The sequence below is a fragment of the Paraburkholderia unamae genome, assembly GCF_003096875.1.
GTDB lineage: Bacteria > Pseudomonadota > Gammaproteobacteria > Burkholderiales > Burkholderiaceae > Paraburkholderia > Paraburkholderia unamae.
In genome coordinates this window covers 193,908-210,364 of sequence record NZ_QEOB01000014.1, presented here as the reverse complement: position 1 = coordinate 210,364, position 16,457 = coordinate 193,908, and the positions used below count along the sequence as shown (strand labels likewise).

General features: G+C 62.6%; 14 protein-coding genes. 2 read left to right on the top strand and 12 right to left on the bottom strand.

Translation table 11 applies throughout. The features are described 5' to 3' along the window. The first annotated feature begins 18 nt into the window (after positions 1-18). Both C7402_RS28025 and C7402_RS46420 read left to right on the top strand, forming a co-directional pair. On the top strand, positions 19-1,161 hold the full coding sequence (locus tag C7402_RS28025) for a glycosyltransferase family 4 protein (RefSeq protein ID WP_112173372.1): 1,143 nt from the start codon (positions 19-21) through the stop codon (positions 1,159-1,161). Between the two features lie 49 nt (positions 1,162-1,210). Continuing rightward, positions 1,211-2,203 carry a hypothetical protein gene (locus C7402_RS46420; RefSeq protein WP_133254566.1) on the top strand — a complete coding sequence of 331 codons (993 nt, stop codon included), beginning with the start codon at positions 1,211-1,213 and terminating at the stop codon, positions 2,201-2,203. A 42-nt stretch (positions 2,204-2,245) separates the two neighbouring features. Here C7402_RS46420 and C7402_RS28020 read toward each other — a convergent pair whose 3' ends face one another. From C7402_RS28020 to miaB, 12 genes are all read right to left on the bottom strand, one after another. Continuing rightward, on the bottom strand, positions 2,246-3,409 hold the full coding sequence (locus tag C7402_RS28020; RefSeq protein WP_116612924.1) for a glycosyltransferase family 4 protein: 1,164 nt from the start codon (positions 3,407-3,409) through the stop codon (positions 2,246-2,248). An 88-nt stretch (positions 3,410-3,497) separates the two neighbouring features. Beyond that, positions 3,498-4,403 (bottom strand): M48 family metallopeptidase, encoded by a 906-nt coding sequence (locus C7402_RS28015; protein WP_116612923.1) that lies wholly within the window; start codon positions 4,401-4,403, stop codon positions 3,498-3,500. 175 nt (positions 4,404-4,578) lie between these two features. Continuing rightward, positions 4,579-5,340, bottom strand: coding sequence for a lysophospholipid acyltransferase family protein (locus tag C7402_RS28010; RefSeq protein WP_116612922.1), 762 nt, complete (start codon positions 5,338-5,340; stop codon positions 4,579-4,581). 147 nt (positions 5,341-5,487) lie between these two features. Continuing rightward, a complete protein-coding gene (gmhB, locus tag C7402_RS28005; RefSeq protein ID WP_116612921.1) occupies positions 5,488-6,051 on the bottom strand; it encodes a D-glycero-beta-D-manno-heptose 1,7-bisphosphate 7-phosphatase in 564 nt (187 codons plus the stop codon). A 22-nt stretch (positions 6,052-6,073) separates the two neighbouring features. After that, complete coding sequence (gene glyS, locus C7402_RS28000; protein WP_116612920.1) at positions 6,074-8,173, bottom strand: glycine--tRNA ligase subunit beta; 2,100 nt, start codon at positions 8,171-8,173, stop codon at positions 6,074-6,076. A gap of 17 nt (positions 8,174-8,190) precedes the next feature. Beyond that, complete coding sequence (gene glyQ, locus C7402_RS27995; RefSeq protein ID WP_112173366.1) at positions 8,191-9,198, bottom strand: glycine--tRNA ligase subunit alpha; 1,008 nt, start codon at positions 9,196-9,198, stop codon at positions 8,191-8,193. A 258-nt stretch (positions 9,199-9,456) separates the two neighbouring features. Beyond that, positions 9,457-11,181 (bottom strand): apolipoprotein N-acyltransferase, encoded by a 1,725-nt coding sequence (gene lnt / locus C7402_RS27990; RefSeq protein ID WP_116612919.1) that lies wholly within the window; start codon positions 11,179-11,181, stop codon positions 9,457-9,459. 177 nt (positions 11,182-11,358) lie between these two features. After that, complete coding sequence (locus C7402_RS27985) at positions 11,359-12,252, bottom strand: HlyC/CorC family transporter (protein ID WP_112173364.1); 894 nt, start codon at positions 12,250-12,252, stop codon at positions 11,359-11,361. Positions 12,253-12,431: 179 nt separating this feature from the next. Then, entirely contained in the window at positions 12,432-13,115 is a 684-nt protein-coding gene (locus C7402_RS27980; protein ID WP_116612918.1) for a gamma-glutamylcyclotransferase, read from the bottom strand. 12 nt (positions 13,116-13,127) lie between these two features. Then, positions 13,128-13,589, bottom strand: a complete 462-nt coding sequence (gene ybeY / locus C7402_RS27975; protein WP_112173362.1) for an rRNA maturation RNase YbeY — start codon at positions 13,587-13,589, stop codon at positions 13,128-13,130. 34 nt (positions 13,590-13,623) lie between these two features. Further along, positions 13,624-14,733 (bottom strand): PhoH family protein, encoded by a 1,110-nt coding sequence (locus C7402_RS27970; protein ID WP_112173361.1) that lies wholly within the window; start codon positions 14,731-14,733, stop codon positions 13,624-13,626. Between the two features lie 50 nt (positions 14,734-14,783). Then, a complete protein-coding gene (miaB, locus tag C7402_RS27965; protein WP_112173360.1) occupies positions 14,784-16,157 on the bottom strand; it encodes a tRNA (N6-isopentenyl adenosine(37)-C2)-methylthiotransferase MiaB in 1,374 nt (457 codons plus the stop codon). Positions 16,158-16,457 lie beyond the last annotated feature (300 nt).

Below are 16,457 nucleotides of genomic sequence, written 5' to 3'. Positions count from 1 at the left end.
ATTATACTAATATAAAAAATGAAGAAGATAATACTGTTCGCAAATACGGATTGGTATATTTATAATTTTCGATTGTCGCTGGCGCGCGCGTTACGTGACAAGGGATGCGAGGTGCTACTTGTCTCGCCACCTGGTCAGTACGGAAAGCTGCTGGAGAAAGAGGGGTTCAGGTGGTATTCGATAGACATGGATCGGCGCAGTCTGAATCCATTAGATGAACTAAGTGTGATCAGGCAACTTATCGTACTATTTTGCAGTGAGAAACCAGATATTGTTCACGGATTCACGATCAAATGTGCGGTCTACGGCGCACTGTGCGCGTCACTGAGCGGTGTGAAGGCGATAGTTGGTGCCGTAGCCGGTTTGGGCTATGTATTTACTAGTCGGGATATCAAGGCACGCTTGCTTCGTCCTGTGGTTAGGGCATTGCTGCGAGGGGTGCTGAATGGGAACCGCACGCGCCTGATCCTGCAGAATCCAGATGATCTTGAAATGTTTGTTGAAGCCAGATTGGTCGAAAAGGAGAGAATTCGGCTGATCAAAGGTTCAGGGGTCGATTGTGAGCGATTTCAACCTCTTGGTAGAACAGCCGATGATGAGTTGCATCAACCCATGGTGGTGCTCTTTGCTGCGAGATTGCTTTGGGATAAGGGCATTAAAGAATATGTGGATGCAGCTCGACTTCTACGCGATGAAAATAGGGAAATTCGCTTTCTGATTGCCGGCGAGCCAGATTCTGGCAACCCAGCTGCCGTTGGTATGGATGCACTAGAGCGCTGGGTTGATGAGGGCATCGTTGAATGGGTGGGACATGTAGACGATATGCCGAAATTATTTGCGCAAGTCGACGCCATGGTTTTGCCTAGTTATCGAGAGGGGCTGCCGAAGACGCTTATCGAGGCCGGAGCGTGTGGACTGCCTCTAGTCACCACCGATGTGCCGGGGTGCCGGGAGGTTGTGACGCACAACGGCGTCGATGGCTTCAAGGTTCCAGTTCGCGATTACAGAGCATTGGCCGCAGCGATTCGGTCTCTTGATGATGACAGCAATTTGCGTTTGAAATTGGGTGCGCGGGCACGTGAACGAGCTTTGGAGGAGTTCGATGAGCGCATTGTTATCGATAAGACGATTTCTGTTTATCGGGAGTTGATTGAGTTGTGAATATAACGAGAATAGTTATTAATTTTCACGAAATTGGGAGGTGATTTAATTGAAGCGTCGGGTATTTCTACAGAGCTTGACTACTATTGGCATAGGCTCGCTCGCAAAGCACGCTCAATTATCGTACGGCGATGAAGCTCCGCTTATTGATAAGGTCTTTAATGTCGCTGGGAACGGGGTCGCGAATGATCGGCTTGCACTGCAAAAAGCAATTGATGCAGCTGCCGGAAGAACACTGATAATAACTGGAAATAGCCGCATTGATGCGGCCGGTCTTTCATTGCGCAACGGTAGTCATATTCGATTCGCGCCAGGTGCATCGCTGAAGCTATTGCCGTATTCAGAGCCAAATCACCAGATATTGAGGGTTTGGGATATCAGTAATGTTTTGATTGAAAATGCAGTGCTTGACGGCAGTCGTGAATTGTCAACTGCCGACGACAACAAGCGGGCGCAAGGTTATGGAATGGGAATTTCCATTGCAGGAGCGTCAAATGTAAAGATTCTGAATCCCGTAACGCGGGGGTGTTGGGGCGACGGTATATACGTGGCGAACAGTTATTCAACGCCATCGAAAAAGAGCCAGGAAATTCACGTTGTATCCCACCACGCAATGAATTGTCGCAGGCAGGGCGTTTCGATAGTCAGCGGACGACATATCCGGTTCGATGACCCTATCTGGGAGGATATCGAAGGGACGCTACCGTCTGCCGGGCTCGATATTGAGCCGAATAGTAACAATGATGTCCTCGAAGACATACGAATCAATAATCCGTTGTCGAGGAGGTGTAAGGTCGGTATTCAGATCTGGTTGTGGGCGTTATCCGGGAAGTTACCAGTCAAGATTGATATAGAAATATCAAACCATGCGGATTTCGGTAGTAGAGATATGGCCTATCGTGTGCACGGACTTCCGTCAACGTGTAGAAATATTTCGGGGGACATTGTCGTAAACGGATCGAATTGGCACTCGGCAGGAAAAATTAATTCATCGGTGGACGGATTCATTCCACAAGGTTTGATCGTCAAGAGGATCAATTGATTAGAATTATGAGGTCCGAACTGCATCCGCCATCTGATGTCGTCATCTAATTCTGGATTTATTCTCCGAGTAAATTCTAAAATAACGGTCCCAGCACGATCTAATAGAAAAATTTTCGATGATTCTGCGCCGGGCGTGCATTGAATACTCCGCGCGTTTTTCGTATGTAGCGAGGCCCATTTTTTCGAGGGCGAGTCCGAGAGCGGTGGAATCGGCGGGAGGGACGATTATGCCGGTCTCGCCGACCAATAGCGCAGTGTCCCCCACGTTGGTGGCAACGCAGGGTGTACCAGAGGCCATCGCTTCGCCCACAACGGTGGGAAATCCCTCTGTTCTGGATGAAAGGCACAAGAAATCGAACGCCGGCATCAACTGTACGACATCGCGACGAGGGCCCAAAAGCGTGACTTTGTCAGTCAAGCCGAGTTCCTCGATGCGCTCGCAAAGGGTGTGATTCGAGTTATCGACATCCTTGCCGACCATCAGAAATCGTGCGTGCGGAAGACGTGTTGCTGCAATGGCTGCGGCGCGCAAAAAATTATCATAATCCTTTGCCGGATTGAAGCGGCCGACAATTCCGATCAATAGCGAGTCATTCGGAAGATGACAGGCGGTGAGCATTGCTAACCGCATCTCGGGATTCGGTGAGAATTTTGCCGTGTCAAAGCCGTTGTGTATAACGGTCATTTTTTCGCTGTCGTACCCAAATTGAATATGAGACAGCCGGGCGGCCTCTGCGCAACACACAATTTGATCTGGAATATATCTGGAGAGAATTGAGCAAAGGCGGGCAGTATATCGAGTGATTGCGCTATGCCTCGTAGGCACTTCACTCCGGTGAATTCCCCAGACAAGTTTCGGGAGCGGATGTGTGCGGCGAATACGCTTAATGACGTTAGCAATCTTGGTGGCAATTCCACCGATTAAGTCCGCATGGTACATCCATGTTTGTACCGCACTGGGTTCCTCTTCCAAAATCCACTTTGTGAGACGTACAAAGGCGCCAGGATTTGGACGCGAATGATGCATTCCGAGTATGCGAACTTTTGCGCCAGCGTCTATGAAATCGCTTGCAAGCGGGGCAAGCGCCGAAAGGCAAATTACAGTATGGATGACGTCGGTGTTTTGTGTATGCCTAACCAGGCTGAGCAGCGTTGTCTCTGCACCCCCAACACCAAGGCCGGAGATGATGTGAACAATCTTCATTTGAGCGGAAAACTGAGACGTGTTTTAACACTGCAAGCTTACGCGTGCTGTTTTGTATCAAAGACATAGATCGCCGGACAGCGGCAAATCACATTCCGGGCAGCATCTCGGGCGGATGTAGTTTGAGCGCCTTCCGAGCGGCTTGATATTCCGGAAAGATCGACTCTACCGTTTCCCAAAATCTCGGTCCATGATTCATCTCACGCAAATGCGATAATTCATGCGCCACAACATAGTCCACCACGGACATAGGAAAATGAATCAACCGCCAGTTCAAGCGAATCCTCCCTTCGCTTGAACAACTCCCCCAGCGCGTAGCAGCCGAAGAAAGCGCATAAGAACGAAACGTAACCCCCAGCTTCGCGGCATAAACCGCAAGGCGCTCGCCAAAAATCCGCTTCGCCTCACCCTGAAGCCACCCGGTCACACGATCCTTGATCTGCTGCGAATCCGCATGCGGTGGCAGCGGCAGCGCCAGCACGCGAGTCTCCTCATCGAACGCGAGCCCCGAAGCCCCGAGCTTCAGAGTGATCGGCTTGCCAAGATACGGCAACTCCGCACCATCGCCCCAATCCACGCGAGGCAACGCCCGTTGCTCGGTGCGCGTTTGCCACTCGGTGAGCTTGGCAAAAATCCACCGCTGCTTCTCCGCGATAGCGGTTTCGATATCGGCGATCGTGACCCACCTGGGCGCGGTGATACTGAGCCCGGTGCCATCGATCACAAACCCGATCGATTTACGCGACGAGCGCTTGAGCCGGTAATGCAGCGTGTGCGTGCCGAGCGCGATGCTGCGCAGCCGCGTGCCATCGGGGGCGAGCGGCGCTTTGCCGGGCTTGCCAGGCGAGGGCGCAGGTGTCGGCGTCGGCGTGAGGAAAGGGGAAGGAGAGGGAGAGGCGGGCGCCGCAGCCGGCGCCGGTTCGGCGAAAAGCGGCAAATCGAGTTGCCGGTTGTCGAGTGCCGCGGTCGGGCGCGGCGAGGGGGACTTCTGCATCGTCAGGCCTGGTGCGGATGCGCGTGGAGGGCGTGGGCGTTTGCCCTGGCTCGCGGGGCGTTTGCGCGTTTCATCTGGCGGTGAAGCGTGGCCTTTACATTGGCGCGCGAGAGCGGCAAGCAGCGCGCGCAACCGCGCGACAATCCACGCGGCACGCGCCGGCCATCCCCGCGCGTCAGATCCGCGCCGCTTTCGTTGCTGCGCCATCCGTTTCGCGATACGCCTCGGGATCGATGCGCCGCATTTCCGCTTCAATCCACTTTTCCACGCGTGTGTTCACTTGGTCGGGCGTGAGTCCGGTCGTTTCGATCGGTTTGCCGATCGACACCGTGACTATACCCGGATATTTGGTGAACGAGTTTCGGGGCCAGACGTGGCCTGCGTTGTGCGCGATCGGCACCACGGGCGCGCCCGTTTCGATGGCGAAGCGCGGGCCGCCCGTCTTGTACTTGCCCACCTTGCCCACCGGTATGCGCGTGCCTTCGGGGAACATGATCACCCATGCGCCTTCGGCCATCCGCAGTTTGCCCTGGCGGATCACCGAGGTGAACGCGTTCTTGCCTTCCTTGCGGTTGATGTGAACCATCTTCAGCATGCCGAGCGCCCAGCCGAAGAACGGCACGAACAGCAGTTCGCGCTTGAATACGTAGCACAGCGGGCGCGGCATGAGCGCCGGGAATGCCAGCGTCTCCCAGGCCGACTGATGCTTCGAGAGCAGCACGGCCGGTCCGTTCGGCAGGTTCTCCATGCCTTCCATGCGGTAGCTGATGCCATTGAGCCAGCGCGCCACGAAGAGCGTCGAGCGGCACCAGCCCACGGCCATCCAGTAGCGGCGCGTCGCGTTGAGGAACGGGAAGGCGATGAAACAGGCCGTCGCGTACGGAATCGTGTAGACGATCAAGTAGACGAACAGCAGCAGGGAGCGGATAAAGCGCATCGGTCGAGCCGGTCTGGGGCGTGCGCGGCGTGGGCCGGTTTCTCGTCCGGCGCGGCGCCGTGCCGCCGGGTTAGCACCGTCGTCGGCCAGGGGCCGGCGACGATGCGGGCAGTTTCGCGTGCGAGCTTGCGTGCACGGCGGTTGTGTCTACGCGGGTTCGCTCGCGAGAAAGTCGAGTGCGAACGCGCGCAGGTCATCGTGGATCTGCGTGCCTTCGGGCAGGCCGCCCGCAGCGAGCGTTTTCTCGCCCTTGCCCGAGCGGACGAGGTGCGTGTGAAAGCCGAGCGCCGCGCCCGCTTGCAGGTCGCGCAACGAGTCGCCCACCACGGGTGTATCCGCCGGGGCGATCTCGAAGCGCTCCGCGATCATCTTGAGCATGCCGGGCTGCGGCTTGCGGCATTCGCAGTGGTCCTGCGCCGTGTGCGGGCAGAAGAACACGGCGTCGATGCGTCCGCCCACGGCCGCGGCCTGGCGGTGCATCTTCGTGTGCATGGCGTTGAGCGCGGCCATGTCGAACAGTCCGCGCCCGATGCCCGACTGGTTCGACGCCACCGCGACGCGATAGCCCGCCTGGTTCAGGCGCGCGATCGCTTCGAGGCTGCCGGGTATCGCGATCCATTCGTCCGGCGACTTGATGAACGCGTCGGAGTCGGCGTTGATCACGCCGTCGCGGTCGAGGATCACGAGTTTTCTGGTGGTGCTGGTCGGCATGGCGTCTCTCGCTCAGTCCCGCTTAGGCGGCGAGCCGCGAGATGTCCGCGACGCTGTTCATCTGGCGATGGAGCGCCTTGAGCAGCGCGAGGCGGTTCGCTCGCAGCGCCGGGTCTTCCGCATTGACCATGACGTCGTTGAAGAAGGTGTCCACGGTTTCGCGCAGTGCCGCGAGCGCGGTGAGCGCGCCCGTGTACTCGCGTGCGGCGAGCTGCGTTTCCACGCGCGGCGCGACCTGTTCGAGCTGTGCGTAGAGCGCTTTTTCGGCGGCTTCGACGAAGAGCGCGATCTGCACGCCCGCATCTTCGGCACCTTCGGACTTCTTGATGATGTTCGAGATGCGCTTGTTGGCCGCCGCAAGCGATGCCGCTTCCGCGAGCGCCGCGAATTCGCGCACGGCGTCGAGGCGCGCGACGACGTCGTTCAGGCGCGTGGGATTCAGCGCGAGCACGGCGTCGACTTCGGTCGCAGCGAAGCCGCGTTCACGCAGCATGCCGCGCAGGCGGTCCATGCAGAACTCGTAGATCGCCTGGGTCGATTCCGTCACGGCGGCGTTGCCGGCGAATTGCGCGTAGGTCGCGCGCAGCAGTTCGACGAGGTCGAGCGGCAACTGCTTCTCGACGAGAATGCGCAGCACGCCCAGCGCATGGCGGCGCAGTGCGAACGGGTCTTTCTCGCCGGTCGGCGCGAGGCCGATGCCCCAGATGCCGACGAGCGTTTCGAGCTTGTCCGCGAGCGCGACGATCGTGCCCGTCGTGGTGGCGGGCAGCGCGTCGCCGGAGAAGCGCGGCTGGTAGTGCTCGGAGCACGCAATCGCCACTTCATCGGGTTCACCGTCGTGGCGTGCGTAGTAGGTGCCCATCGTGCCTTGCAGCTCGGGGAACTCGCCCACCATGTCGGTCAGCAGGTCGGCCTTCGCGAGGCGTGCGCCACGCCTGGCGAGCGCAGCGTCCGCGCCTGAAAGTTCGGCGATCTGGCCGGCCAGCGCTTCGAGGCGCTCCACGCGCTGCAACTGCGAGCCGAGCTTGTTGTGATAGACCACGTTCGCGAGCAGCGGCACGCGATCGGCCAGCGGCTTCTTCTTGTCCTGCTCGAAGAAGAACTTGGCGTCGGCGAGTCGCGGGCGCACCACGCGCTCGTTGCCTTCGATGATCTCGTCGGGCGTTTGCGTCGCGATGTTCGAGGCGATCAGGAAGCGCGAGCGCAGGCGGCCCTGGTCATCGGTGAGCGCGAAGTACTTCTGGTTCGTCTGCATCGTGAGGATCAGGCATTCCTGCGGCACTTGCAGGAACTCGTCCTCGAACTTGCAGGCGTACACAACCGGCCATTCGACGAGCGAATTCACTTCGTCGAGCAGCGATTCGGGCATCACGACCTTGTCGCTGCCCGCCTGTTCGATGAGTTGCGCGCGGATCGATTCACGGCGGTCGGCGTAGCTGGCGATCACGAAGCCCTTGTGCTGGAGCGTGTGCGCGTAGTCGTCGGCGTGCTGGATGGCGATCAGGCCTTCGGAGAGGAAGCGGTGGCCGCGCGTGGTGTCGTCGGCGTCGATGCCGAATGCCGTGACCGGCACGATCTGGTCGCCGTGCAGCACGGTGAGGCGATGCACGGGGCGCACGAACTGCACGTCGCTGCCGTCCGGGCGTTGATACTTCATGACCTTCGGAATCGGCAGCTTGCCGAGCGCTTCGTCGAGCACGGCTTGCAGGCCGTCGGCGAGCGTGGCGCCCGGCGCGGAGTAGCGCAGGAAGAACGCTTCGTTCTTGCCGTCGCTCGCGCGTTCGAGGTCGTTCACCGGGAAGTCGGGGAAGCCGAGCGCGGCGAGCTTCTTCGCGAGCGGCGCGGTGGGCTGGCCGCCCGCGTCGAGCGCGACCGAAACGGGCAGCACTTTTTCGCGCACCTGCTTTTCGGGTGCGACGCTGCGCACGTTCTTGATCGTGACGGCGAGGCGGCGCGGCGTGGCGTAACGTTCGAACGACAGATCGCCTTCGATCAGGTCGCGCGCGGCGAGGCGCTGCGCGATGCCTTCGGCGAACGCGTCGCCCAGGCGCGCTAGGGCCTTGGGCGGCAGTTCCTCGGTCAGCAGTTCGACGAGGAGAGTGGCGTGATGAGCTTGGGTCATTGTTGTCGGAGATCCGGTCATTCCTCGCCGAACTTGCGTTCGACTTTCAGCGGCGGCGCCCAGGCGGGCATCGCGGCGTCCTGTTCGTCGGTGGTGAGGCCGGGTACGCCATGCACCGGGTTGCCGAGCATCGGGAAGCCGAGCTTCTCGCGCGACTCGTAGTACGACTGCGCCACACTGCGCGAAAGCGCGCGGATGCGGCCGATATACGCCGCGCGCTCCGTCACGGAAATCGCGCCGCGTGCGTCGAGCAGGTTGAAGGTGTGCGCGGCCTTGAGCACGAGCTCGTAGGCGGGCAGCGCGAGTTGCTGCTCCATCATGCGCTTCGCTTCGCTCTCGTACGCATTGAAGAACGTGAACAGCAGGTCGACGTTCGCGTGCTCGAAGTTGTACTTCGATTGCTCGACTTCGTTCTGGTGGTAGACGTCGCCGTAAGTGAGGCGGCGGGTCTCGGGGCCGTTCGGGCCTTGCTCTTCCCACTCGGTCCAGACGAGGTCGTAAATGTTCTCGACCTTTTGCAGATACATGGCGAGGCGCTCGAGCCCGTAGGTGATTTCGCCGAGCACCGGCTTGCAGTCAAGGCCGCCCACTTGCTGGAAGTAGGTGAACTGCGTGACTTCCATGCCGTTGAGCCACACTTCCCAGCCCAGACCCCAGGCGCCGAGCGTGGGGTTCTCCCAGTCGTCCTCGACGAAGCGCACGTCGTTCTGCTTCAGGTCGAAGCCGAGCGCTTCGAGCGAGCCGAGGTACAGGTCGAGAATGTTCTCCGGCGCGGGCTTGAGCACCACCTGGTACTGGTAGTAATGCTGCAAGCGGTTCGGGTTCTCGCCGTAGCGGCCGTCTTTCGGGCGGCGCGAGGGCTGCACGTAGGCCGCGCGCCACGGCTCGGGGCCGATTGCGCGCAGGAAGGTGTGGACGTGCGAGGTGCCGGCGCCGACTTCCATATCGATCGGCTGGAGCAGCGCGCAGCCCTGCTTGTCCCAGTAAGACTGGAGCGTCAGGATGATTTGCTGAAACGTGAGCATGTGTGCCTAGTGTCTTTCGGACTTTCGGGGGCGGAATGCGGCGGCCCCGCCAGGCGCGCGCGCGGGCGGGGCGGCGTTGTGCGCCTCGCCCCTTTTCTTTGCGTGGCCCGGGCCGGGAGGCGGCCAGGTGCTAAAACCTTGAATTTTACCGGATTGCCGGAGCGTTGAGGCCTGGGCGGGGTTCGGGCCGCTTTTGCGTCGGCTTTGGGTCGCCAGAAGCCTCGCGTTTGGCTTCGCCGGTGGGGCGTTGCGCGCGCCTTATTCCGCCATCGCCTGCGTGCGCGCATTCGCCCGCTTGAAAGCCGGTCCGAACGCGAAGCCGAACGCCAGCAGCAGGAGCGAAACGGCGACCACGGTGTTATTGCCGCTCGTCACGTAGGGCGTGAAGCCGGTCGTGCCTTCCACCTTCACGTCGAGCGAGCCTGCGGTGAAAGTGGGCAGGCGCGCGATCACGCGGCCTTTCGCGTCGATGGCGGCGGTGGCGCCCGTGTTGGTCGCGCGCAGCATCGGGCGGCCGGTTTCGAGCGAGCGCATGCGCGCGATCTGCAAGTGCTGGTCGAGCGCGATGGTGTCGCCGAACCACGCGAGGTTCGTCGAGTTGATGAGGATGCCCGGCGAAGTCGGATTCTCGCGCACGGTCCGAGCGATTTCCTCGCCGAAGATGTCCTCGTAGCAGATGTCCACGGCCACGGGCTGGCCGCGCACGAAGAAGGGCGGTTGCACGGGCGCGCCGCGCGCGAAGTCGCCGAGCGGGATGTTCATGAGGTTCACGAACCAGCGGAAGCCCCAGGGTACGAATTCGCCGAAGGGCACGAGATGGTGCTTGTCGTAGCGGTAGAGGCCGTTCTGGCCCGGCGTGATGCCGAAGAGGCTGTTGGTGTAATCGACCACGCGGCCTTCGGGCGTGATCGTGCCGCCCACGGCGCCAAACAGGATGGCCGTGTGGGTGCCGTCGGCGAAGGCGCGGATGTCGCGCCCGAACTTCTCGGGAATCTCCTGCACCAGCACCGGAACCGCGGTTTCGGGCGTGACGATGAGATCAGCGGGCTTTTCGGTGATGAGCTTCTGGAACTCGTTGAGCGCGTCGGTCATGCCCGACTCGGAGAACTTCATCTCCTGCTTGACGTTGCCTTGCAGCAGCCGCACGTTCAGCGGCGTGCCGGAGGGTTGCGTCCACGAGACGAGCGGAAGCAGCAGGCCGGCGGCGATCACGGCCACGGCGACGAGCGCGGGCGTGGCGACCGCACCGCGCGACGGCACGCCGGAGTCGTCCCCCGAGGAGCGTGCATTCGCCCGGCGCGCGCGCAGGAGCGCCTGCACGATGAGCGCGGCCACGAGCGCGAGCACCCAGCCCACGCCATAGACGCCCACGACCGGCGCGAAGCCCGCGAGCGGGCCGTCCACCTGGGCGTAGCCGCTCGAAAGCCACGGGAAGCCGGTGAAGACGTAGCCGCGTGCCCATTCGCCGAGCGCCCAGGCGCTCGCGAAAGCGAACGCGCCGTGCCACGTGGGCGAGAACGGCAGGTCGCCGCTGCGGCCGCTTTTCGCGTGGCCCGCGCAGAACGACCAGATGAGCGCGGCCAGCGCCGGATACACGCCGAGATAGAGCGAGAACAGCACGAGTGCCGCACCCGCGAGCACCGCGGGCATGCCGCCGTAGAAGTGCATGCTCACGTACAGCCACCACACGCCGCTCACGAAGTTGCCGAAACCGAAGGCCCAGCCTGTGAAGAGTGCGCTTTTCCAGCCGGTGGTGCGCGTGAGCCAGAAATAGAAACCGGCGAAGATCGCGATGGCGAGCCAGCCGCCATGCGGCGTGGGCGCGAACGAAAGCGTATTGAGCGCGCCGAGCGCGGCGGCGGCGAGATAGTGCCAGAAGGGCAGCGCGCGGCGCACCGCGCCGTTCGTGGCGCTGCCGGCGGTCTCTGCGGCTTCGGGCGCGTGCGCTTTGCGGCGCGCGCGGGAATCGATCGGTTCTGCCATGCGATGCGGTGAGGTGCGACGTAAAAAGCGCGGCGGTGAAAACCACAGGCGCGGAATGTGGGACGAGCGCAACGATAGCACTTTCGTGCGTCGATACCGGGTCGATACGCGGTCGCGCCCTTCAAGGCAAAACGCCAGCCCGAAGGCTGGCGTCGCCGTTTCGCGCTCGCGGCGGGCTCAGGTGCCCGGCGGCAGCAACGCGGATTCGCGCTGTCCGGCCATCGGGTCGCGGCGCACGAGCAGCATGTGGACCTGGCGGGCGTCGGCGCGCAGCACCTCGAAGATCAGGTCGTCGATGCGCACCTTTTCTCCGCGATGCGGCACGTGGCCGAAGTGATTCGTGACGAAGCCCCCGATCGTGTCGACTTCCTCGTCGGAATAATGGGTGCCGAACGCCTCGTTGAACTGCACGATCTCGGTGAGCGCGCGCACGCGAAAGCGCCCGTCGGGCGAGGCGATGATGTTGCCGCTTTCCTCGTCGAAGTCGTACTCGTCCTCGATGTCGCCCACGATCTGCTCCAGCACGTCCTCGATCGTGATGAGGCCGGCCACGCCGCCGTATTCGTCCACGACGATGGCGATGTGATTGCGGTTCTGGCGAAAGTCGTGCAGCAGCACGTTCAGGCGCTTGGACTCGGGGATGAACACGGCCGGGCGCAGCATGCCGCGCACGTCGAACTCCTCTTCGGCGTAGTAGCGCAGCAGGTCCTTCGCGAGCAGCACGCCGATCACGTTGTCGCGGTTGCCGTCGTACACGGGGTAGCGCGAGTGCGCCTTCTCCAGCACGAACGGAATGAATTCGTCAGGCCTTTCGGCGATGTTGATCGCGTCCATCTGGGCGCGCGGGATCATGATGTCGCGCGCGCAAAGCTCGGACACCTGGAACACGCCTTCGATCATCGAAAGCGAATCGGCGTCGATCAAGTTGCGCGCGTGCGCGTCCTGGAGGATTTCGAGAAGCTCGCTGCGCGAGTCGGGCTCGGGCGAGATGAAGTCGGTTAGCCGCTCGAGCAGAGAGCGCTTTTCCTGCGGTTTGTCGGTCTGGCGTCGACTGGGATAGGAGTCGTTCATGGTGGTGCGCCCCTTGCCGCTTTGGGGCGGGGCGCGCTGTTACGGAGGGTTAAGGATACAACATGCCTGTGGCGCGACCGTGTAATGACACACGCTCGGCGCACACCGGCAGATCAATCCTAACGCAGATGGGGCGTTGCCGCGCGGTGGACGAAAAAGGGGCAGGCCGCCACGCGACTTTACGCGCAGCGCGCGAGCAGCCGCTCAAGCGCCCGGTCGCGCATGCCGCTCTCGCGCAGTGCGTCCACGGTGCGGCGGACGTAATCGAGTGTCGTGCCGTAGCGGCCCGACGCGCAGCCGAACACGGCGCGCACGGTCGCTTCGGAAAGCTTGCCTGTGTAGGATGCGACGTCGCGTCGCATGACGAAGGCGAGCGCGGCGACGCGCCGGCCGTCGGCGAGCACGCAGGGCAGCCACGCGGGGCGGTAGGAGCCCATCGGCATTTCGCGGCGCCAGAGCGCTTCGAGGTGCGGCATCACGCCTTCGGCCGCGAGCCGGAACGCCACGCCCGCGCACGCGCCGCCGCGGTCGAGCGCGAGCACGAGGCCCGGTTGCTCGGGCGTGCCGCGGTTCACGCGCGACCACAGGTAGAGGCCGCGATGGTAGCCGTGCACGCGCGAACGCACATTCTCTACGGTCGGCAGTCCTGGGTTCCAGATCAGCGAGCCATAGCCGAACAGCCAGAGGTCGCTCGCGCCGTCCCAGTCCTTGAGCGTGCAGGCAAGCGAGTCGCGCAGTTCGTCGTCGCTCAGGAGCTTCGACTCGCCGAGCGCCGGCGGGTAGCCGGGGCAGGGCACGCTCGCGTCGCCCGCCTCGGGCAGGGCTGAGGGCGGAGCGAAGTCGGGCGTGCGCTTGTCGTTCATTGCGGGGGAGCGTTACTTGTACGGATCGGGAAAGCCGAGCGAGTTGAGCACCTCGGTCTCGATGCCTTCCATCTCCTCGGCCTCGTCCTCGTCCTCGTGATCGTAACCCTGCGCGTGCAGCGCGCCGTGCACGAGCAAATGCGCGTAGTGCGCGGCGAGCGGCTTGCCCTGCTCGGCGGCTTCCTTTTCCACCACCGGGCAGCACAGGATGAGATCGCCCGTGACCGGGTCGTCCTCGCTCTCCGCGTAGGCGAAGGTGAGCACATTGGTCGCGTAGTCCTTGCCGCGATAGGTGCGGTTGAGCGTGCGGCCTTCCTCGGCGTCGACAAAGCGCACGGCCAGTTCCGCGTCCGCGAAGAGGGCGGCCTTGAGCCACGCCGCCACCGTGGCGCGCGGCAGCGCGGCCTTGTGCTCGGGAAACGCCTTCGCGGCGGGGAACTGCACGGTCAGTTTGAGTTTGGGTGCACGGGCCATGGGCTAGATCAGCGAAGCGGGACAGACCACGGCGTCAGCGCGCGTCGCCAACGTTTTCGTCTCTTTTCGAGTGCGCGTCGTAAGCCTCGACGATGCGCGCGACGAGCGGATGGCGCACCACGTCCGCACTCGTGAAGTGCGTGACGGCGATGCCGCGCACGTTCGCCAGCACATGCTGCGCCTCGATCAGGCCGCTCTTGTGGCCGCGCGGCAGGTCCACCTGGGTGGTGTCGCCGGTCACGACGGCCTTCGAGCCGAAGCCGATACGCGTGAGGAACATCTTCATCTGCTCGGGCGTGGTGTTCTGCGCCTCGTCGAGGATGATGAACGCGTGATTGAGCGTGCGCCCGCGCATGTACGCGAGCGGCGCGATTTCGATCATCTGGCGCTCGAACATCTTCGCGGTCTTGTCGAAACCGAGCAGGTCGTAGAGCGCGTCATAGAGCGGGCGCAGATACGGATCGACCTTCTGCGCGAGGTCGCCCGGCAGGAAGCCCAGACGCTCGCCCGCTTCCACGGCCGGACGCGTGAGCACGATGCGCTTGACCTGGTCGCGTTCCAGCGCGTCCACGGCGCAGGCCACGGCGAGATAGGTCTTGCCGGTGCCGGCCGGGCCGATGCCGAACGTCACGTCGTGCGAAATGATCTGCTTGAGGTACTCGCGCTGCGCAGGCGTGCGCCCGCGCAGGTCGGCGCGGCGCGTGTAGAGCTTCGGGCCGAGTTCCTCGACGTCCACGCCTTCGCGCGCGGGCTCGTCGAACGGATGGTCGGGGTCGCCGCGAAAACGCGGGTCGATTTCCGTGGCGTCGTTGCCGCCGTTGCCGCCATTCGCGTTGCCGCGCAGGCCGCCGTTGCCGTTGCCGCGCGGGTCGTTCGCCGCGTGGCGTGCTTCGACGAGCGCGAGCTGAATGTCGTCGACCGACAGCGGGTCGCGCGCCCGGTTGTAGAAGTTTTCGAGCGCCGCGAGCGCGAGCCTGGCGCCGCGCCCGCGAATGCTGATGCGATGGCCGCGCCGCGCGAGCGTGACGTCGAGCGCTTGCTCGATCTGCCGCAGGTTTTCGTCGAGCGGGCCGCAGAGGTTGGCAAGCCGCGCGTTGTCGTCGCGCGGCGCGTTGAATTCCAGATGCTGCTGATTGGGCTTCAAGGTGTCTCTGAACTCCTGAATTCCGATACTGGGTAGGCGATTAACGGAGATTAATGCGCGAGCGTCGAAGCGTCTTCGTGCGTGAGCACGAGTTCGCCGCGCAGCGAGTGCGGATACGCGTGGTTGATCTTCACGTCGATCATCTGGCCGATCAGGCGCGCGTGCGAGGCGAGCGGCGCCGGGAAGTTCACCACACGGTTGTTCTGCGTGCGGCCCGACAGTTCGCTCGGGTCCTTGCGCGAAGGGCCTTCGACGAGAATGCGCTCGACTCGGCCGACCATCGAATGGCTGATGCGCGCCACGTTTTCTTCGATCGTGGCCTGGAGATGTTGCAGGCGCTTGAGCTTCACTTCGCGCGGCGTGTCGTCGGAGAGGTTCGCGGCGGGCGTGCCCGGACGCGGGCTGTAGATGAACGAGAAGCTCGTGTCGTAGCTCATCTCCTCGACGAGCGCCATCATCTTCTCGAAGTCCTCTTCGGTCTCGCCGGGGAAGCCCACGATGAAGTCCGTGGAGAGCGACAGGTCCGGGCGGATCGCGCGCAGCTTGCGGATGATCGACTTGTATTCGAGCACGGTGTAGCCGCGCTTCATCGCCATGAGCACGCGGTCGGAGCCGTGCTGCACCGGCAGGTGCAGGTGGCTCACGAGCTTGGGCACCTTCGCGTACGTGTCGATCAGGCGCTGCGTGAATTCCTTCGGGTGCGAAGTCGTGTAGCGGATACGCTCGATGCCGGGGATTTCCGCGACGTACTCGATCAACGTCGCGAAGTCGGCGACGTCGTGCGCGCCGTTGGTCAACGCGCCACGATAGGCGTTCACGTTCTGGCCGAGCAGCGTGACTTCACGCACGCCCTGGTCGGCGAGGCCGGCGATTTCGGTGAGCACGTCGTCGAGCGGGCGCGAGACTTCCTCGCCGCGCGTGTACGGCACGACGCAGTAGCTGCAATACTTCGAGCAGCCTTCCATGATCGAGACGAACGCGCTCGGGCCTTCCACGCGCGCGGGCGGCAGATGGTCGAACTTCTCGATTTCGGGGAAGCTGATGTCCACCTGCGCGCGGCCCGAGGCGCGGCGCGCGTCGATCATCTGCGGCAGGCGGTGCAGCGTTTGCGGGCCGAACACGAGGTCCACATACGGCGCGCGCTGGACGATCGCCGCGCCTTCCTGGCTTGCCACGCAGCCACCCACGCCGATCAGCAGGTTCGGGTTCGCTTCCTTGAGCTCGCGCACGCGGCCGAGGTCGGAAAAGACCTTTTCCTGCGCCTTTTCGCGCACCGAGCAGGTGTTGAAGAGAATGACGTCCGCGTCTTCGGGGGTGTCCGTCTTCACGAGACCTTCGGCAACGCCGAGTACGTCGACCATCTTGTCGGAGTCGTACTCGTTCATCTGGCAGCCAAAGGTCTTTACATAAACTTTCTTGGTCATCGGGTTTCGCCGTTCGCAGTGGTTGACCTGGGGGCGTCGTCCGCTTGATGCGCGCGCGTGATGCGCGGTCTGCACGTCAGGACTACGGTGTTTTATGGGGGTCGAATCGGGGCGCGGAAGACCGGTTACGAGACCGGCGTTGGCATCCTCTTTCTGGCCATGCGCGCCTCGCGATCTGGGGCGTTCCGCCTTGCTTTTCGCTTCTGCCTTTCGCCTCTTTTCGCCTCTTTTTGCCGACGCATTTGCCGAGGTATTTTCCAGGGCCGAAGGGCATTCGACACGACGGATGCGTCTGCGGAT